Below are 19,693 nucleotides of genomic sequence, written 5' to 3'. Positions count from 1 at the left end.
TCGCCTCCCGATTTGCGGACCGACCTGTTCATTCTCCGGCCTTCATGTGGACCTCTCCCGTCGGAGCTTTGGTTGGAAAGGAGGGAGCGAACGTGGAGAGATGGATCCTTTTGTTCTCTGCGGTCGTAAGAATGTTCGAATCCCTGATGCAACTCTCTCAGCGCTACGGACACAGGTACAAGCGTAAAGACAGAAAAAAAAGCCCCTACTTTTAGACAGGGCTTCCAAGCAATCTTCCCCAACCCGGTGAACCCCATTTCACCGGGTTTTTCAAGGTCACAATTTCAATATATGTGGTGAAGACCATTTTAAAACTTGTTTAATCGAATCTGGGCCGGTCTTTTTCAAATGAATCCAGATAGGCACGCAAACCTTCGTATTCAGGGTTGGTTTCCCATTCCGGATCTCCCAGAATCCGGGCCGCATCGGCCCGGGCCACTTCAAGGATTTTGAAGTCTTCGATCAGATCAGCCACTTTGAATTCCGGGATTCCACTCTGTTTGACCCCAAAAAAGTCCCCGGGTCCCCTCAATTCCAAGTCCCGCCGGGCGATCTCAAAACCGTCGGTGGTTTCGGTCATCACCCGCATCCGCTCGATTCCTGTTTCTGAACGGGGGTCAGCCACCAAGATGCAAGTGGATTGCCCGCCTCCCCGGCCCACCCGGCCCCGCAATTGGTGCAATTGGGCCAGACCGAAGCGGTCGGCGTCGTAAATCACCATGACCGTCGCGTTAGGGACATTGACCCCCACTTCGACCACGGTCGTCGAGACCAACACCTGGATTTCACCCTCGGTGTAACTCCGCATCACTCCATCTTTTTCGGCCGAAGTCATCCGGCCGTGCAAGAGACCGACGCGAATGGGAGCCAGTGTTTCCGCGATTTCTGCAAATACGGACTCGGCGTTCTGAAGATCCGACTTCTCCGACTCCTCGATCAGGGGACAAATCACATAAGCTTGCCTTCCGTTCCGGCAAGCTTTGCCGATGAACTCCACCACCCGTGGCCAGACCTCTCTTTTCACCCAATGGGTTTCCACCGGTTGCCGCCCGGCCGGCATCTCATCAATCACGGAAACATCCATGTCCCCGTAGGCGGTGATGGCCAGGGTTCGCGGAATGGGAGTGGCCGTCATGTGGAGTACATCGGCCTTCTCCCCTTTTTCCCGGAGTGTACTTCGCTGCCGGACACCAAAACGGTGTTGTTCATCGGTGACGACCAGTCCCAGCTTCCGGTAGACCACATCCTCCTGAAACAAGGCGTGGGTGCCCACCACCACATCGGCCAGCCCCATCTGGATCTGGGAGAGAACCTCTCTTTTTTCTTTTGCCGTCATGCCACCGGTCAAAAGGACCATATTCATATCCACGGGGGCCAGGAGGTCCCTCAGGGAGCGAAGGTGTTGCTCGGCCAGGATTTCCGTCGGCACCATCAGGGCGCCCTGATGGCCGCTCAGCCGGTTGGCGTAAAGCACGATGGCCGCCACCACGGTTTTGCCGGATCCCACATCCCCCTGGAGTAACCGGTTCATTCGGCTTTCATCCTCCAGATCAGCCAGGATCTCCTCTGTCACCCGGCGCTGGGCATCCGTCAGGGGAAAGGGAAGTTTCCGGATAAACGCCTCCAGTTTCTCCCGGTCAAACCGACGGGCCATGCCCCGGTCTGCTTTTTTTGCTTGCCTCCGATGCCAAAGGAGTTTCAGTTCGTAAAGAAACAACTCCTCATAGGCCATCCGCCGGCGGGCCCGTTTCCCCTCTTCCCTTCCTTTGGGAAAATGGAGGAAGAACATTGCCTTTGCCCGGTCCGGGAGCTTGTAAGCAGAAAGAAGTTCCGCAGGCAACACTTCCCGGATCTCCCGGCCGAATTCGACAAAAGCCCGATGAATCGTCTTCCGAAGCCAGGAAACCTGGATGGACCCCGTCACGGAATAGACCGGCTCCAGACGCCCGACGTGCTTGTTCACCCCGGAGCCGATCCAGGTCCGATCGGCCGTCAGCTGAAGGCGGTGGGCATCCCATCTGCCGGAGACGAGAATCGTTTCCCCGGACTTCAACCTCTTCTTGAGAAAGGCCTGGTTGAACCAAACCACGTTGACATGGACACCCCCTGTCTCCATGCGTGCGGCGAGCCTCGATTTCTTTTTGCCGTACCAACGGACGCTGGGGGAGCCGTAAAGGGTTCCTTTCAGTGTCACCTTTTCATCGTGGACCGCCTCGGACACATCGACCACGCGGAAATCTTCATAGCGGTACGGAAAGTACCCGAGAAGATCGGCGACGGTCCGGATGCCCAGCTTGTCCAGATCCTCCGCCCGCTTCTCCCCCACTCCCGGTACCGCCGTGACGGGGGTGTATTCCAACTCCATGATCAGTCACTCTTCCAAATTCCCGAAGATTTTCCTCTCAAGGGACCGGCCGGTGGGAGTGGCGGCCAACCCTCCCAACGCAGTTTCCTTCAAACGGGGCGGCATGTCACGTCCGATCCGGAACATGGCCTCAATCACTTCATCGGTGGGGATCACGCTTTTCACTCCCGCCATCGCCATGTCCGCGGCCACCATCGCGATCGCTCCGCCCATGGCGTTCCGTTTGACACACGGAGCTTCCACCAGCCCCGCGACCGGATCACACACCAGACCGAGCATGTTCTTCAGGGCGATCGCCACGGCTTCTGCCGATTGAGAAGGGGGGCCGCCGGCCATTTCCACAACCGCCGCTGCACTCATGGCCGTCGCAGACCCCACCTCCGCCTGACAACCGCCCGCAGCTCCCGAGATAAAGGCGTTGTTCGCAATGCAGTAGCCAATGGCCCCGCTCACGAAGAGGGCCCGGACCATGGTCTCCCGATCGGAATTCAGCCGTTCGGCCGCGGTAAAAACACATCCGGGCAGGATCCCGCATGCACCTGCGGTCGGGGTGGCCACGATCGTCCCCATGGAAGCATTCACTTCCGAGACGGACATCGAGCGGGAAACGGCCTCCAACACTTCGGCTCCGGACAAGAGCACCTTCGCTTTCTTCATGTGCTGCCGGATCTTTCGCGCATCTCCTCCGGAAAGGCCGCTTTGGGATCGGATCTCTTCGTTCAAGCCTTTTTCAATCGCTTTCTCCATGGTGGAAAGATTCTCTTCCATCAGACCGAATATTTCTTCCCGGGACTTCTGAGATGTCTCCATCTCTTTTCGGATCATCACTTCCGAGATGGAAAGCCCCTCCGTTTCGGCCAGTTCCACCAGTTCTGCCACGGTTCGAAATTCCATAACCACCGGCTCCTTTTCCACCTTTATCCAATCATGGATATACCATTTCGACAATGCTTCAATGGAAGGAAAGAAAACGCTCGCACTCTCCCTCAAGCCCATTCTAACATAAGATCCGTCAACGAAGGAAAAAGCCGCGGCTTCCGGGAGAAATCCCCCTTGAAGCGGCGGCTGTGACCTTCTTCACGCAAACGGCGGGATCAGAGGATCGTGACTCCCGTGATGTCCGTAAGCTCGGACAGCTCTTTTCGAAGAGAATCACTCACGGCCTGATCCGTTTCGATAATCATCAGGGCTTCCGAACCTCTTTCCTTCCGGGAAACCTGCATATACCCGATATTGATCCGGTGGTTGGCCAAAACGCCGGCCACTTTGGCCACTGCGCCGTATCGATCCACGTGGGTCACGAGGAGAGCGGGGGCGTTTCCGGAAAGTCTCAGTTCAAACCCGTTCAATTCCACGAGTTCCATCTTTCCTCCACCGACGGAGATTCCCACCACCTCGATTTCCCCCTCTTCATCCTCCAGATGAAGACGGGCCGTGTTGGGGTGTTCCGGCACTTCCTCCGATTCAACAAAAGTCACTTCCACTCCTTCTTCCCGGGCGATCTCCAGGGAGTGGACGATCCTTTCGTCATCCGTGTCGAAGTTCAGTATGCCGCCGACGATGGCAATATCGGTTCCGTGGCCCCGGTATGTCTTGGCGAAAGAGCCGTATAACGTGACAGTGACGCGCCGGGGTTTACGCCCGAAGAGAGAGCGGGCCGCCCGTCCGATCCTTGCCGCACCTGCAGTATGCGAGCTGGAGGGCCCGATCATAACAGGACCGATAATATCAAAAACAGATCGATACTTCACAGGGCTCCCTCCTTTTCCGCTATTGGCCGCCCCCGGTCCAAGCCAGCACTCACCACTGCTTCGGCAGGGCCACGACAGCCAGGGTTCCCGGACCGGTATGGGCTCCGATTACCGGCCCGAATTCCGTCAGTTCCACGTCTTCCATGTCAAACATCTCTTTGAGCCGCTTCGCCCAGGATTCCGCTTCTTTCCGGTTGTCTGTATAGACGACCGCTGCTTTGTCCACCCCGTTCTTCATCTTTTCCTTTAACAGTTCAAAGATCCGGTCCGTCGCTTTGCTTTTTCCCCGAACCTTCTCGACGGGGCTGACCTCCCCTTCGGCGTTGAGGGTGAGGATCGGTTTGATGTTCAGCAGCGAACCGACCATGGCGGAAGCTTTTCCGATCCGCCCCCCTTTTTGGAGGTACTCCAGAGTGTCGACCAGGAAGTAGATCTGCTCCTGGTCAATGATCCGGTGGGTGATCTCCACACACTCATCCAGACTTTTTCCTTCTTTGGCTGCCTTCGCCACTTCCACCACGATCATCCCGATCGCATAAGATGCTTTTTTGGAATCGATCACCGTAACTTTAAACTCATCTTCCACCATGGACTGTGCCAGAAGAGCGGATTGGTAGGTCCCGCTGAGAGCGGAAGAAAGGTGAATGGAAAGGATGTCCGTGTCCCCGTCCTTTGCCGCCTCACGGTAAGCCTCGACAAAATCGACGGGAGACGGTTGCGATGTGGTCGCCAACTCATCTGTTTCCTTCAGGCGGCTGTAGAACTCGGACGGACTGATGGTGATGCCGTCGAGATAAGACTCACCGCCCAGATGCACTTTCAACGGAACGATGGAGATTCCCAGTTCTTCGATGAGATCCTTGGAAATGTCCGCTGTGCTGTCCGTGATCACCTGAACTTTTGCCATCGGTGCACCCCCGTTGTCTGTTTATGTAAGCGAGACGGGGAAAAGCCCCCGCTCATCCGTTTACGCCGGTTAAATACGGATCGGCCCCAGGAAGGAAAGAAGAGGTGGTTCCGAAGAAGAATCAGGCAGGTGCTGACCTGGATAACAGCCCATCCCGACCGGTCGAACTCTTGGGAAACGATCACTCCACGGAGAAAAAGAAGTAGTAAAGAGGCTGGCCCCCGTAATGGATTTCACACTCCACCCCGGGGTATTCCTTGTCCAGAAAATCACGCAACGCTTTGACCTGTTCCTCGGTCACATCTTCACCGTAGAGCACGGTCACCACATCGGCATCTTCCTCCAGCATATCCGCCAGAAGCTCCCGTGATGTCTTCATCAGATCCTTCCCGGTCTTGATGATCTTCCCTTCCCGGATCCCCAGGAAATCCCCTTGGTCGATGGTTTTTCCATCATACTGGGAATCCCGGATCGCATAGGTGACCTCGCCGGAGATCACCCCCCGGACACTCTCCATCATCCGCTCCCGGTTGACGGCCGCCTCTTCTTCGGCGTTGAAGGAGAGCAGCGCCGCCAGTCCCTGGGGGATGGTCCGCGTGGGCAGCACCGTCACCGGCACATCGACCAATGCTTTCACCTGTTCGGCGGTCAGGATGATGTTTTTGTTGTTGGGCAACACAAAAACATGCTCTGCCGGGATTTGTTTCACAGCTTTGACGAGCTCTTCGGTGCTGGGGTTCATCGTTTGGCCGCCCTGAATGACCACATCGACCCCCAAGCTCTTAAATATCTCGGAAACCCCGTCGCCGACAGCGACCGCCACAATGCCGTAAGGTTGGGTCTCCGCCGGTTTCTCCACTGCAGCAGGTGCCTCCGGGGAAGTGCGCTTCTCCCTTTCCACAATGGAGGTATGTTGTTCACGCATGTTGTCGATTTTGATCCGGGTGAGATCCCCGTAGCGCTGGGCATAGGTCAGGGTGTCGCCGGGGTGCTCCGCATGAATGTGCACTTTCACCAGGTCTTCGTCGGACACGACCAGGAGCGAGTCACCGTATTGACCCATATCCTCGCGGAAGCTTTCTTCTGAAAAGGGGTTTTTATCCAATTTATCCGGATCCAGCCTCACAATGAATTCCGTGCAGTAACCGTGTTCAATGTCTCCCGTTTCAAAATGGGCCTGGGCATTCCGCTCATGGGCAATCTCCCCGAGGAGGTCCAGATCGGGTGAAGACTTCCCCGACGATTCCGCCGATTCGGGTATATCCTCGCCGGTAAGGGCGGCAAGAAAGCCTTCATAGATCGTCACGAGACCTTGTCCACCTGCGTCCACCACATTGGCCTGAGCCAATACGGGGAGCTGTTCAGGAGTGCGTTCCAACGCCGCCCGGGCTTCCGTCAGAACTGTTTCCATCAATTCGGCCAGGTCATCAGTCCGCCGGGACATTTTCACTCCTTTTTCCGCAGCCTCGCGGGCGACGGTCAGAACCGTCCCTTCCACGGGTTTGATCACCGCTTTGTAAGCCGTTTCCGTTCCCCGTTTCAACCCATGGGCAAACTCCCGTGCGGTGAGTTCAGCTTTATCGGACACTCCTTTTCCGAAGCCACGAAAAAGCTGGGACAGAATCACTCCCGAGTTCCCCCGCGCCCCCATCAGAAGTCCTTTGGAAAGCGCTTCCGCCAGTTCACCTGCATGATTGCTGGAACGCGCTTTATCTTCCATCTCCTTGAGTCCGGAAGTCAGGGTCAGGTTCATGTTGGTTCCGGTGTCACCGTCCGGAACGGGAAAAACGTTCAGCGCGTTCACTCGTTCCACATTGCGGTCCAACCGCTGCGCTCCTGCCCGGACCATGTTCAAAAATGTCTGTGCGTCGATCTCTCGTACCAACAGTGGTCCCCCTCTACTCTTCGCTCACCAAACGTACACCTTGGACAAAAATGTTTACACGGCTCACCTTCAGCCCCACCATCTGATCCAGGGTGTACTTCACTTTGGTTTGCACATTGTGGGCCACTTCGGAGATCTTGGTTCCGTATCCCACAATGATGTGCATATCGATCTCCATTTCGTCTTTGTCGTTGTTTCGGACCTCTATGCCTTTGCTCCAGTTGTCCCGGCCCAAGAGTTCAGCAATTCCGTCTTTCAACTGACTCCGGGAAGCCATTCCCACCAGACCGTAACAATCCATGGCGGCCACACCGGCCACAGTGGCGATGACTTCGTTGGATACTTCGATTTGTCCGTAATGGGTGGAAACGTCGAGAGTCATTCCCATTCCTCCCCGAAAGAGGTATACTTGCAGGTTCAGGCTTATTGTACAATAACGCCCAACGGAAAAAAAGCGGACACACTAATCATACTCAAGCCCCCCTCTTCTTGCAAGGAAATATCCGGTGTGCTAAAATGGTGTAGTATTTTGTTGCCGGACACTCGGGTCCGGACAGCGAAAAAGAGGTCGGATTTTTGTCGGACCGACGGAAGGAAGAAACATTTTTCCCATACCGAATGCAGGAGGTGGCCAACATGGCACGTCGTTGCTACATCACCGGGAAAGAGGGCCGCACCGGTAACAAGGTCAGCCACTCCAACCGGAAAACCCGTCGTAAATGGGGAGCCAACGTCCAGAAAGTCCGGATTCTGGTCGACGGCAAACCGAAGCGCGTCTACGTGAGCACCAAAGCACTGAAATCCGGAAAAGTGACCCGCGTCTGAAGACTGCGGGTTTTTCATGCGAAAAAGGTTTCGGGAAATTCAGTTATATCATCAAATCCCGGCTTTTCATGCCAAAGCCCTCTCCTGAAAAAGCAGGAGAGGGCTTTTTGGGCCCCTGCCCGCCGCAGGAAGATTCGGAGCGGGCCGTGCATCCATCTCTGCAGGACAGCATAGCGAGACCGGGAGTGAAGCGACCCCAGGCGAGACTTGTGCTCTGGGAGTGCATAGCGAGACCGGGAGTGAAGCGACCCCCAGGCGAGACTTGTGCTCTGGGAGTGCATAGCGAGACCGGGAGTGAAGCGACCCCCAGGCGAGACTTGTGCTCTGGGAGTGCATAGCGAGACCGGGAGTGAAGCGACCCCCAGGCGAGACTTGTGCTCTGGGAGTGCATAGCGAGACCGGGAGTGAAGCGACCCCGGCGAGACTTGTGCTCTGGGAGTGCATAGCGAGACCGGGGAGCGGTTTCGGGTAAATGCGGCCCCTTACTTTCCGCAATATTCCAATAGGTTTTTTTACACATGAAAAGACGGCCGACTCGCGGCCGGTCTTCTCTTCCCGATCTATCCTGATGTGACACGGACCACGCCGCCGATTCCATCAAGCCGGTCTCACCCGGAAACCCGGGCCATCGATCCGGTTAGAAAAGGATCAGTCCAAATTTCCATTCCATTGATCCGAACACCCGGGCCCGGCCATGGCTTCACTCATTTCTTCCCCTGGAAAACACCCAATAGGGCTTTAACCATCCCGCCGAGGAGCTTGGGAAGTTTAATGGTGTAAAATTTCACCCCGATCCCTCCTTCACCCTGTTGGTTGCAAGGCAACGCTTCACCCTGTCACTTATATATATTCTATAGAAGGGCAGTTGTGCCTAGAACCTGAATCGGGGGCGCCCATGTCAGTCGCTGCTTTCCACGACCAAAAGCCTTCCGGATGATGCACGAATCGTTGCCCGGGGGGCAATCACTTTATTGCTGATCCCCATCGGGTCGCTCCGGAGCAGGGTGGCGCCGGCCAACGGATACCGAAAACCCTTCAGGTGGAGATCCTCCACCCGTTCGCTCAGGGGCAGGAGAGAGACATACTGGAACGGTCCCCGCTCCACGATCATCTCCCGCCCGTTTCCGGTGTAGAGACGCAGCCGGTTATGCGAATTCCGGATTTCGCCCCGGACCCCCGCCGACTCCACCTTCTCGAGGAGGAAAACATTGGCCAGAGAATGGTCGAAACGGGAGCCACCCAGAGCACCCAAGATCAGGATTTCCCCGGCGCCTTCCGCCAGAGCCTGTTCCACCGCGTACTGGGTATCGGTAACATCTTTCTCCGCCGGAAGCTCCTCCACCCGGATTCCCCTTTTTTTCAGAGCCAAAACCCCCTCTCCGCTCAGAGTGTCAAAATCCCCGACAGCCCGGTCAAAGGGAAGCTCCGCCTTCAGCAACGGGAGCACCCCGCCGTCGACAGCGATAACGCGATCCTCCCGCCGAAGCTCTTTCAGATCGGCAGGTTCGAGGTCCCCTCCCGCCACAATCACCCAACGCTTCATTTTCTTCGCACCAGTTCGGGGGCTTTAAGGGCGAGGAGAAGCGTGACGGCGATGGAGATCAGGATCTCGGGAACAATGTAGGAAGCGTTGTACAGTAAGGAGTAAAGAGCGGGAGAAAACCCTTCGGGAGCAAAGGCACCGAACCAAATCACCCCGGAGATAAAGTGGGAGAGAAGCCGCGCCAGACCTGCCACGGTGACACCGAGAGCAACCCGTCCCGTTAAGGAGGTTGCGGGAATGTCCCGGTTCAGACGGAAACACCCCGCCAAGCCCAAGACACTGTATGCCAAGGGATAATCCAACACCACCTGAACGGGATGGACGATAAAAGGGTTCATTATCAGATTGATCAGCCCGACCAAAAGGCCGCATAAAAGACCCGCAACCCACCCCCGTCGAAAGGCCACCAAGACGACCGGAACCATCGCCAAGCTGACCGATCCCCCCTGGGGCCACAACTTCAAGGCCAGGAGCACGCTGAACAGGCCTCCTGCCCCCGCCATCACGGCCACTTCCAACATGGTGATCAAACGTCGTCGTTCCATCGGGTACCTCCTCCATTCGGAACCTCAGGCGGGGTCATTGCCCGCCCCTGTCCGCAGGGATTGGAGCGCACCGGCCCGATCCGTTTTGCCGAAAACGGCGGAACCGGCCACCAGCACTGTGGCTCCGGCCTCCACCGTCTCTTTCGCCGTCTCCGGGTTGATTCCCCCGTCCACTTCCAGTTCCACCCCGGAGAGTCCCGCAGCATCCAGCATCTCGCGTACCTGCCGGATTTTGTCCAACACACCGGGGATGAATGCCTGTCCCCCGAAGCCGGGATTGACGGTCATCAGCAAAATCAGGTCCAGGTCCGGAAGAATCGGCTTCAATGTTTCCGCCGGCGTCGCCGGGTTGAGCACCACTCCGGCCCGGACTCCGTGTTCCTTGATCAGGTGGACCGTCCGGTGAAGATGGGGGCAGGCTTCCTGATGAACGGAGATCCAGTCGGCTCCCGCTTCGGCGAAGGCAGAGATGTACCGGTCCGGTTCCTCGATCATCAGATGGACATCCAGGGGCAAACGGGTATGGGGGCGAATCGCTTCGACGACCAGGGGGCCGATCGTAATGTTGGGGACGAACCGACCATCCATCACATCGACATGAACCCAGTCGGCCCCCGCCTGCTCCACTTCACTGATTTCCTCCGACAGTCGTCCGAAATCGGCGGACAGAATGGAAGGTGCGATTTTTACCATTGGTTCAATACCTCCGCTGGTCGCTGATTTCCTCCAGAAAGGAAAGGTAATGGCGATACCGGGATTCGCTGATCTCCCCCTGTTCCACGGCTGCTTTCACCGCACAACGGGGCTCGTTTTTGTGAAGGCACCCCCGGAATTTGCATCCGGGGGAAAAGTACGCGATTTCGGGGAAGCATTCACCCATTTCGGTCTCCTCCATGTTTCCGAAGGAAAGCTGGCTGAAACCGGGAGTATCCGCCACCTGCCCCCCGTCGGGCAAGTCCAGGATTTCCACCTGGCGGGTGGTGTGGCGGCCCCGGCCGAGCTTTTTACTCACCTCGCCGGTCTTCAGCCCGAGCGAGGGCAGGACGGCATTCAACAGAGAGGATTTCCCCACTCCCGACTGTCCGGCGAAAACGGAGAGACGATCCTTCAAAGCCGCCTTCAGGGCCTCGATCCCTTCGCCGGTGTAAACACTGGTGGTAAGAACCGGGTAATCGACCTTGGTGTAGATGTCCAGCACCGAATCCAGTTCCGACTCATCCTCCAGAAGATCCATCTTGGTCAGACAGATCACCACATCCAGTTTTTCCCGTTCCGCGTGAACCAGAAACCGGTCCAACAGCTCCGGCTGAAGCGCGGGTTCCCTTAAGGAAGCGACCACCACGGCCTGGTCCACGTTGGCCACGGGAGGACGGACCAGCTCCGTGGTCCGCGGGTGAAGATCGGTCACCCACCCTTCTCCGGGCTCCGTCTCCTCAAAGGTGACCCGATCCCCCACCAAGGGGGACCACTTTTTCTTTTTGAACACGCCCCGGGCCCGGCACCGGACATCCCCTTCCGGCGTCCTCACATAAAAAAAACCGCTCACCGCCCGCACGATTTGCCCCTCCGGCATAACTTCCCTCCTCAAAGCTTCCGAAAAGTAAAGGGAACGAGGCCGCCGCCTCGTTCTCATTATGGTCCAATCGATGGGTTGTGATCAACTGCAACCATCGGACCTTATAATCAATTGATCCATACTTCCCGTCACGACACATCAAGGATACACCTTTTGGGGTTCAGGAGGCGGGTTGTTTTCCCCGGAGGTAAAGACCCAGATCTTCAATGTTCCACCCTTGGGAAGGTATTGCCCCGCCGCAGGACGTGAGGTGATTCCCTGTCCCCTTGAATATCCCGCTTCTTCGTGGTATATCACTTCAGGTTTATAACCGTATTTTGCCGGCCATGTATTTTCCAGATGAGGCTGTTGATAGACACCGCTGACATCCGGCACCCGAAACATTTCAGGGTTTTTGTGCAGGATGACTTTCGTGTCTTTCGAAACTTCTTCCCCCGGCTCGGGGGAAGTTTTGTACACTTTCCCCGTTCCATACTCCGCACCGAAATGGGCGGTGTCACCTGTTTCGATTATAACATTTTTAAATCCCTTTTCTTCAAGCATGGACTTTGCCGCTGATGCATCCATTCCGATCACTTGCTCCAAACGGACCGTGGCGCCCTGCCGCTGCTCCTCCCGCGGCTGCCCGCTGGCTCCTTCGTCCCGGGACATCCAGCCCATCACGGTGTCGAAGGTGAACAACGCCAAGGAAAAGATGACGATCAGGGTGAAGAGGCCGAACAAGACCTTCTGCCACCAAGGCATGTTGGCCTGCACGTTTTCCAGCCAGACCACGGTCCGTTCCAGCATGGTTTTGTTCTTGTCCGCGGGAACACGACGCAGGCGTTCCAGGTTGGCCATCGTTTGATCGCCGACCCGTCCGGAGGAAGTGGCCTGGTAGGGCCGTTCTTCGTCCTCGGGATCGGACGCTGCCGCACCGGTTGCACCCACGGCGGCAAAGGGCTTCGTTTCCGCCTTGTCTTGGCGGTCGGTGCGCAACGAAGGCTCTTCCATCCGGTCGTAACGGAAAACCGAGTCCAGGTCCTCCTTCATTGCCCGGATCGTGGGGTATCGCTGCTCGGGATCTTTTTCCAGCGCCTTCAGGATGATGTTATGGATGCTCCGCGGAATGTCGGCGTTCAGTTCGGCGGGATCCCGGACGGGATCCTGCAGGTGTTTCATGGCGATGGAGATGGCGGAATCCCCGTCGAAGGGAAGTTCCCCCGTCACCATTTCGTAAAGGACCACCCCGAGGGAGTAGATGTCCGACTTCTCGCCGATCAGGCCGCCGCGGGCCTGTTCCGGGGAGAAATAATGGACGGAACCCATCACGGACCCCGCCTGGGTGATCGTGGAGGAAGTGGTGGCCCGGGCAATTCCGAAGTCCGTTACTTTGGCCCGGCCGTTGTAACCCAAAAGAATATTGTGAGGCTTCACATCCCGGTGGACGATCTGGTTCTCGTGGGCGTGGGCCAAGGCGTCACAAATCTGAGATGCAATGGAAACAATCTCTTCGGCTGTCAGCGGGCTGTACTGCTGGATATATTCCTTCAGCGTGGGACCTTCGATATACTCCATCACGATATAATGCGTATGGTTTTCCTGTCCCACATCATAGACACTGACCACGTTGGGATGAGACAAACTGGCGGCCGCCTGCGCTTCCCGGCTGAACCGGCGCACAAATTCCGAATCGTTGCTCAACGATTCGTTGAGCACCTTGATCGCCACATAGCGGTTCAACAGCACGTCCCGTGCTTTGTACACCACCGCCATGCCGCCCCCTCCGACCCGGCTGATCACTTCGTAACGGCCGCCCAATTTCCTGCCTTCCACTGGCATCTCACCTCGCTCTCCCGTCAAAGATTTATTTCTTGACTTTCATGACTCCGTCGTTTCGGACCAACACAACGGAAATGTTATCGGTTCCCCCTGCTTCCAGGGCTTTCTCCACCAGGAGATCCGCTTTTTCACGGATGGAGAGCCGGGAGGTCAACACGGTTCCGATCTCGTCAACGGAAACCATGTTGTACAAACCGTCGGAGCAGATCAGAAGGGTGTCCCCCTTGTACCAAGGAGTGACGATGAGATCCGCCTCCACCTCGTCGTTGGTCCCCACGGCCCGGACAATCACGTTCCGTTGGGGATGGACACGTGCCTCCTCTTCTGTAATCTCCCCGTGCTTTTTCAGGATGTTGACCAGGGAATGGTCCTCGGTCAGCTGGTAGAGTCCATCATCGTGGAGGAGATAGGCCCGGCTGTCCCCGATATGGGCCAATACCACTTCCTCTTTTCCCAGAATGGAAGCGATGACGGTCGTCCCCATCCCTTTATAACCTTTGTTTTGGCTCGCCATCTTGTAAACTTCCCGGTTGGCGGCCTCCACGGCATCGAGAATGCCGTCCCGCCGTTCGTCGGTTCCCATTTCAGGTGTGAGGGCATGGAGCTTCTGCTGGATCACCCGCACTACCGTCTGGCTGGCCACATCACCGGCCTGGTGCCCGCCCATGCCGTCCGCCACCACGGCCACAGGTACCCCGTGGTCCGACTGAAAAAGGCCGACACTGTCCTCGTTATAATCACGCACCCGTCCTTTATGGGTAAGCCATGCCTTTTCCATTCCGGTGACTCCTTTCCCTTTGGGTGTTTGTCTTGACACAACGCGGGAAGGAAACAGCTCGGACCTATTTTGCGGGGCTTTCAGGAGGTTTTTTTCTCCCCGTCCCCCATGTGTTTGGCCCGCAGTTGGCCACAGGCCGCGTCGATGTCGCTTCCGTGTTCCCGCCGAATCGTGGCGGTCAGGTTATACGATTGGAGAATCCGTTGAAACTTGAAAATGCGGTTCCGGGGGGTTCGGGTGTAATTCCGCTCGGGCACATGGTTAACCGGGATCAAGTTGATAAGTGAACCGCTCCCGGCCAAAAGCTGTCCCAGTTCGTGAGCATGTTCGGGAGCGTCGTTTTTCCCCCCGATCAGAGCGTATTCATACGTGATCCTCCGACCGGTCTTTTCCATGTAATACCGGCAGGCTTCGAGCAACTCCTCCAGAGGATAACGATAGCTTACCGGCATCAGCCGCTTTCTGAGATCCTGGTTGGGCGCATGAATGGAGATGGCCAGGTTGACCTGCAATCCTTCGTCCGCGAATCGGTAAATCGAAGGAACGATCCCGCTGGTGGAGACCGTAATGTGGCGCTGCCCGATTCTTAAGCCCTTCGGATCGTTGATCACACGCATAAACTGGAGGGAAGCCTCGTAATTTTCGAAGGGCTCTCCGATCCCCATGATCACGACGGAGTGGACACGTTCCCCGGTGCTGTCCAGATATCGCTGGGCGGCCACCACCTGGGCCACCACTTCCCCGGCATCCAAGTTGCGCTTCAATCCTCCCAGGGTGGATGCGCAAAAGGTACAACCAACCCGGCACCCCACCTGGGTGGTGACACAGACACTGTTCCCGTAGTTGTGCCGCATGATCACCGTCTCGATCGCATGTCCGTCATGGAGCTGGAACAAAAATTTGACCGTCCCGTCCGACGACTGTTGCGCAGTGATCACCTTCAGAGGATCGAGCCGGAAAGAAGCGGCCAACCGTTCCCTTAAGGATTTGGGCAGGTTGGTCATGTCCTCAAAGGAAGTCACCCGCTTTCCATACAGCCAATCCATCACCTGATCGGCACGGAAGGCGGGCTCCCCCTCCTCTTTCATCCACGCTTTCCATTCGGAATGGGTCCGGTCGTACATCGAAGGCATCATAAAAAGAACTCCCACCAATGATTAGAGTCAAATCATTCCTCAAAACTTTCCTTATTATATCAGTAGCAGGCGGGAAAGAAAAGGTTGGGCGGCCCCGGAAAACCCCCGCTTTGACGTGTTGAAGCGGTTTGCAGGGCCTTTGGACACCCCCCTCTATTGTATATGTGGAAAGAAGACGAAAAAATGAATTTTTCATTAAACCGACCATCTTCTTCCTTCGCACCCTAAAAGCGTTGTGAAAAAGTGAGCGGCAACATATACCCAAAGCCGCTCCGGCTGCACTCACAGAGCACAAGTCTCACCTGGGTCGCTTGCGCTCCCCGGTCTCGCTATGCACTCACAGAGCACAAGTCGCGCCTGGGGTCGCTTCACTCCCGGTCGCGCTATGCACTCACAGAGCACAAGTCGCGCCCTGGGTCGCCGGGCGGTGAATGATGAAGAGCAGGGGAAAGACGGGATCGGCCTGAAAAATCCCGTCAGGATGAACCATTTTCCGCAGACATCAACCTGGCATTTGAAAATCTTGCTCCCCAGAACCGGGCTCATCCCTTATTCACCCTGGATGACGGTTAAACTTTCCCGCTTTCATTGGGCCAGTATGCCGGTCCGCCGGATTATGGCGTTAAAGTGCACATCGATATCCGCCCGGGGAAATTCTTTCTTCCAGTCGATCCGTCCCCAAAGGTCGGGGTGATAGGCCCGGATTTTGTCCCCGAAGTTGAAAATGTCCGTTTTGAGTTCTTTCTGCGCTTTTTCAACCAGCAAGTCCGCCCTCTGATCGGACATTTTCTTGATGGTCCGCTTTACCTGATTTAATGCCTTTTCGTCACTCAGATCCAAGTCGCAGGTTTTCTCCACGATGGAGCCCCGAACGTCGATATCGACCCTGATTTTGATCCGCCCCTCCGCCTCTCTGATGCGAATCTTTTTTTCCAGTTCCTTTGGTCTGAACGTCACCTTTCCCGGTGCCTTTCCGCAGGACACATCCATCGTTTCCCCACTTCTCCCTTTCCGGATCCGGAGAAGGGGACCGCTCTCCTTACGGTTGAGCGACCCAACCATTCGCTCTTTGTTGAAAATGGCAGTGCCGATCCAGGTGATCTGCTCTTTTTGTACCTCAATCAAATTCAGGGCCGGCTGCCGGGCCGGATTGGCCAGATTCACATAGAGATCATTCAGCCCTTCCCTGACGAACCGCCCATCCCGTATTCCCGTTTCCAGCATGTTCAAAATGTATTCCATCGGAATCTGTTCCAGCTTGGGATTTGCCTGCAGTGCGTTTTGGGCCTTTCCTTTCACCACGATCGGCCATTGTCGCCTGCGGATCTCAGGTCTCCTCCGGAGGCCGTCCAGGATGTCATGCAGCCCGTACTTGGCCAGCTTTTCGCTGATCAAAATCAGACGACTGCCCCCGAGATACAAATCCTGATTGCTTTGGAATTGGATTTCATCTAGGGCATCGGAGAAAGTCTCTCCTTTCCCCGAGAGAAGCTGGACCGCCGCCTGTCCCCCTTCCCCGCCCCCCCCGCCGGATCCGCCGGAACCGACGATCTTAAGGGGGTTCGGGATCTGGACCGTGACCTCGTAACCCTCTCCCGTTTTATCCAGCGCCATGGCCGCCACCGAGGTTCGTTCTTCGATCTCCCGGGCATCCCAGCATCCGCCCATCAGCACCAAACATCCCGTGATCACGCACAGGTTCAACAGGCGTTTAAGCGGAAGGGACATCCTGCTTCCCTCCCTTCTTCCCCCTTTTTGTCATCGCGAACAATAAGAAAGTAAGGATCAATACCAGTCCCATGAGGGGTTCAGACCGCCCGATCCATTTATTCCACCAGAACAGCGTGTTCAGGTTGGCCGGCCAGTATGAGACGTAGTAGAGAACGGGGAGCAATCCCAGAGCCACCCATTTCCGGTGCTGCTCCCGCATCCCGAAAAAAGTGACCACCATGTCCACCAGTGCCCCGAAGAGGTTGATGATGGTGGTGAACACAGCCACCATCCAGATGGCCAAGAACCCCGACTCCAACCGTTCCAGGATCATCCCGGGAACAGCCGCCACCTTGAGCAGATCCAGGGTGGGCCACAACAGTTGGACCAGCTCCGCCCTCCCGAACACCCCGACCGCCACCACCATTTGGATCCAATAGAGGAAAGTGACACTTCCAATGGCCCACAGGTGAGGTTTGACCGCTTTTTTCGGTTGCTGGTAGTAGCCCATGTAGACCACGATCACACTGAAGCCGGCATAGGCGAAGGTGGAGGCGGCCACTCCTTTCAATAACTTGACCCAATTCAAATGGAACAGGGGAAAGAGGTTATCCAGGTTGCCTTCCTGTAGAAAACTGACGAGATACAGGGGAAGGGGCAGCAAGAGGATGGGAAACACGAATTCGTTGAACCGGGCGATCACTTGGGGCCGGTTTCCCGCTACGGCGGCACCCACGCCCAACAATCCCAGCATCAACACTTCCAGGGGGGTCCGAAACAGAACGGTGCTGATCAGAACTTCCCCGAAGGTGCGGGTGACGACGGCGGAGGCGGCGAAAAAAAACAGGGCGACCAGCAAAGCGAAGGGCAGGAAGACAAGCTTTCCCAGCCAAGGACGTGGCCGATTTTTGAAAAAAACTTCGCCGAACTGGGCCAAGTTCTTGTGAGGGTATTTTTCCATCACCCGGGTAAGCAACCATACTTCCGCCAGGATCAACACCCCCCCCACCAGAATCGTCCAGATGCCGTCGGGCCCCACTTCCTTGGCGATTTCCCGTTGAAAGCTCAGCACGCCCACCCCCAGCATGGTGGAGAAGAGGATGGCAAAGCTCTGGTAAGGAGAGATCTTATCCAGATCGGGACTTCTACTGGTTTCCTTCTGCAACGACCTTTCCCTCCACTTCTTCCCGTTTTTCATCTTCAGGCCGGAAGATGACGGGACGCTTCTTCATCCAAGGCCAAGGAATCCGGATCAGGCTGTCCTTCACATCTGACAGACGGAGGGGAGAGAAGGGCGCCAGATAGGGAACCCCGAAGGATTCGAGTTTGATGAGATGAAGGAGCAGCAGCATGAGAAACAGCATGATGCCGTACAATCCGAGAATGGATGCGGCGATCATCAGGGGGAATCGGAGCATCCGGACCGAAATGGCCGCGTTGTAACTGGGATTCCCATAGGAACTGATCGTGGTCAGCCCCACGACAATCACCATCAACGGGGAGACGAGACCGGCGGATACCGCCGCCTCCCCGATCACCAACGCCCCGACAATCCCGATGGTGGGACCGATCGGACCCGGCAGCCGGATGCTGGCTTCCCGCAGGATCTCCACACTGGTTTCCATCACCAGGGCTTCCACAATCGAGGGAAAAGGAACCGTCGACCGCCCCGCCGCCATGGCAATGGCCAAGTCGCTGGGGATCATCTCAGGGTGGAACCCGATGAAAGCGATATAGAGCGCCGGCAGGCTGAGGGCGATAAAAAAGGCCAACAGCCGCAGCACCCGGAGAAAGGTGGCAATCAGATACCGTTCAAAGTAATCCTCCGGACTGAAGTAAAACTGGGCGAAAATCGCCGGTGCGACGAGGACGTGGGGGGTGCCGTCCACCACCACCACCACTTTCCCCTCCAACAGGTGGGCCACGGCGGAGTCGGGCCGTTCCGTGTTCTGGAGGGTGGGAAAGGGGGACCAGGTGTTATCCTGGATCATCTCTTCGATATACCCGCTTTCCAGGACCCCGTCCAGCTTGATTTTTTCAATGCGGTTCTGCATCTCCTTGACCAGCTTCTCGTCCGCCACCCCTTCGATGAACAGAATCGCCACGTTGGTCTTGGTCCGTTCCCCCACTTTCAGATCCTTCAGCCGGAGATCGGGGTCCTTCAGCCGCCGGCGAATCAGCGCCGTGTTTACCCGCAGTGTCTCAGTGAACCCTTCCCGGGACCCCCGGACCGTGTTTTCCGATCGGGGCGTATCAATGCCACGCTGCTTCCATCCCCTGGCGTTGATCACCATTCCCTCGGCGTATCCGTCCACGAACAAAAGGGCATCCCCCGACAAGAGAGAGTCCACCATATCCCGCATCTTTTCGGTGACCTTGGTTTCCCCCACCTGAACCAGACTTTGATCCACCATGTGCCAAAGATCGGTTTTGGTTCGGATTTTTTCCGCATCCAGCATCAGAGGTTTCAACACGTAAAGGTCGATGGCTTTGGAATCGGACATCCCGTCCAGATAGATGACCGCCGCTTTGCGGTCCGGTGCATACTGGATGGTGAAATGACGGGTCACCACGTCGGTGCTGTCTCCCAAGAGCTTTCCGATAAACTCCGTGTTTGTCTCCAGTTCCGGTTGTACCTTGATGTCCAATGTTTTCTTTTCCGTTTTTTCCCGTCCGTTTTTCTCCAAGATCTCTTTCTTCCTGCGCCCCCGTCCAGCCGCACGTTTCCTCTTCATTTTCATCACCACACCCTTAACCTCTCCCGCTCACGAGGGAATCATACCCTTGATTGGATGAATAAGGAAAACAAAAAGCCCCTCCAACCCAAAGGGATGGAAAGGGCGGTTCAGTA

Annotated in this window: 18 protein-coding genes; 1 reads left to right on the top strand and 17 read right to left on the bottom strand. The window is 56.5% G+C overall.

All coding sequences use genetic code 11. The features are described from left to right. Positions 1–319 precede the first annotated feature (319 nt). From recG to C8P63_RS06470, 6 genes are all read right to left on the bottom strand, one after another. Positions 320–2,365: an ATP-dependent DNA helicase RecG gene (gene recG, locus C8P63_RS06495; RefSeq protein ID WP_108022540.1), complete on the bottom strand. Its 2,046-nt coding sequence runs from the start codon at positions 2,363–2,365 to the stop codon at positions 320–322. A gap of 6 nt (positions 2,366–2,371) precedes the next feature. Further along, on the bottom strand, positions 2,372–3,259 hold the full coding sequence (gene sdaAA / locus C8P63_RS06490; RefSeq protein ID WP_108022632.1) for an L-serine ammonia-lyase, iron-sulfur-dependent, subunit alpha: 888 nt from the start codon (positions 3,257–3,259) through the stop codon (positions 2,372–2,374). A 200-nt stretch (positions 3,260–3,459) separates the two neighbouring features. Continuing rightward, positions 3,460–4,116 (bottom strand): L-serine ammonia-lyase, iron-sulfur-dependent subunit beta, encoded by a 657-nt coding sequence (sdaAB, locus tag C8P63_RS06485; protein ID WP_108022539.1) that lies wholly within the window; start codon positions 4,114–4,116, stop codon positions 3,460–3,462. 49 nt (positions 4,117–4,165) lie between these two features. Next, a complete protein-coding gene (locus C8P63_RS06480; RefSeq protein ID WP_108022538.1) occupies positions 4,166–5,023 on the bottom strand; it encodes a DegV family protein in 858 nt (285 codons plus the stop codon). 181 nt (positions 5,024–5,204) lie between these two features. Then, positions 5,205–6,911, bottom strand: a complete 1,707-nt coding sequence (locus C8P63_RS06475; RefSeq protein WP_108022537.1) for a DAK2 domain-containing protein — start codon at positions 6,909–6,911, stop codon at positions 5,205–5,207. A 10-nt stretch (positions 6,912–6,921) separates the two neighbouring features. Next, the gene (locus tag C8P63_RS06470) at positions 6,922–7,290 is read right to left on the bottom strand and encodes an Asp23/Gls24 family envelope stress response protein (protein WP_108022536.1); all 369 of its coding nucleotides are present in this window, start codon (positions 7,288–7,290) and stop codon (positions 6,922–6,924) included. 254 nt (positions 7,291–7,544) lie between these two features. Between C8P63_RS06470 and rpmB the strand changes: the two genes are divergently transcribed. After that, a complete protein-coding gene (rpmB, locus tag C8P63_RS06465) occupies positions 7,545–7,733 on the top strand; it encodes a 50S ribosomal protein L28 (RefSeq protein ID WP_108022631.1) in 189 nt (62 codons plus the stop codon). A 704-nt stretch (positions 7,734–8,437) separates the two neighbouring features. On the opposite strand, the gene spoVM is transcribed toward rpmB, so the two are convergent. From spoVM to C8P63_RS06410, 11 genes are all read right to left on the bottom strand, one after another. Beyond that, the gene (gene spoVM / locus C8P63_RS19995; RefSeq protein ID WP_108022535.1) at positions 8,438–8,521 is read right to left on the bottom strand and encodes a stage V sporulation protein SpoVM; all 84 of its coding nucleotides are present in this window, start codon (positions 8,519–8,521) and stop codon (positions 8,438–8,440) included. Between the two features lie 110 nt (positions 8,522–8,631). Continuing rightward, positions 8,632–9,276 carry a thiamine diphosphokinase gene (locus tag C8P63_RS06455; RefSeq protein ID WP_108022534.1) on the bottom strand — a complete coding sequence of 215 codons (645 nt, stop codon included), beginning with the start codon at positions 9,274–9,276 and terminating at the stop codon, positions 8,632–8,634. Next, on the bottom strand, positions 9,273–9,821 hold the full coding sequence (thiT, locus tag C8P63_RS06450) for an energy-coupled thiamine transporter ThiT (RefSeq protein ID WP_108022533.1): 549 nt from the start codon (positions 9,819–9,821) through the stop codon (positions 9,273–9,275). Before thiT ends, C8P63_RS06455 begins: the two co-directional genes overlap by 4 nt. A gap of 24 nt (positions 9,822–9,845) precedes the next feature. Beyond that, positions 9,846–10,514, bottom strand: a complete 669-nt coding sequence (gene rpe, locus C8P63_RS06445) for a ribulose-phosphate 3-epimerase (protein WP_108022532.1) — start codon at positions 10,512–10,514, stop codon at positions 9,846–9,848. Between the two features lie 4 nt (positions 10,515–10,518). Beyond that, positions 10,519–11,394 carry a ribosome small subunit-dependent GTPase A gene (gene rsgA, locus C8P63_RS06440; protein ID WP_108022531.1) on the bottom strand — a complete coding sequence of 292 codons (876 nt, stop codon included), beginning with the start codon at positions 11,392–11,394 and terminating at the stop codon, positions 10,519–10,521. Positions 11,395–11,535: 141 nt separating this feature from the next. Continuing rightward, positions 11,536–13,212 (bottom strand): Stk1 family PASTA domain-containing Ser/Thr kinase, encoded by a 1,677-nt coding sequence (pknB, locus tag C8P63_RS06435; RefSeq protein ID WP_170109531.1) that lies wholly within the window; start codon positions 13,210–13,212, stop codon positions 11,536–11,538. Positions 13,213–13,243: 31 nt separating this feature from the next. After that, positions 13,244–13,996 (bottom strand): Stp1/IreP family PP2C-type Ser/Thr phosphatase, encoded by a 753-nt coding sequence (locus tag C8P63_RS06430; protein ID WP_108022529.1) that lies wholly within the window; start codon positions 13,994–13,996, stop codon positions 13,244–13,246. 80 nt (positions 13,997–14,076) lie between these two features. Further along, complete coding sequence (gene rlmN, locus C8P63_RS06425; RefSeq protein WP_108022528.1) at positions 14,077–15,132, bottom strand: dual-specificity RNA methyltransferase RlmN; 1,056 nt, start codon at positions 15,130–15,132, stop codon at positions 14,077–14,079. A 585-nt stretch (positions 15,133–15,717) separates the two neighbouring features. Further along, positions 15,718–16,860, bottom strand: a complete 1,143-nt coding sequence (locus tag C8P63_RS06420; RefSeq protein WP_108022527.1) for a Ger(x)C family spore germination protein — start codon at positions 16,858–16,860, stop codon at positions 15,718–15,720. Further along, positions 16,844–18,007 carry a GerAB/ArcD/ProY family transporter gene (locus C8P63_RS06415; protein WP_170109530.1) on the bottom strand — a complete coding sequence of 388 codons (1,164 nt, stop codon included), beginning with the start codon at positions 18,005–18,007 and terminating at the stop codon, positions 16,844–16,846. Before C8P63_RS06415 ends, C8P63_RS06420 begins: the two co-directional genes overlap by 17 nt. Continuing rightward, positions 17,988–19,577, bottom strand: a complete 1,590-nt coding sequence (locus tag C8P63_RS06410; protein WP_108022630.1) for a spore germination protein — start codon at positions 19,575–19,577, stop codon at positions 17,988–17,990. The genes C8P63_RS06415 and C8P63_RS06410 overlap by 20 nt, the downstream gene beginning before the upstream one ends. Positions 19,578–19,693: the final 116 nt, after the last annotated feature.

Source organism: Melghirimyces profundicolus (genome assembly GCF_003054245.1).
GTDB classification, from domain to species: domain Bacteria; phylum Bacillota; class Bacilli; order Thermoactinomycetales; family DSM-45169; genus Melghirimyces; species Melghirimyces profundicolus.
The sequence above is the reverse complement of the archived record's forward strand: the minus strand, read 5'-3'. Positions and strand labels throughout refer to the sequence as shown.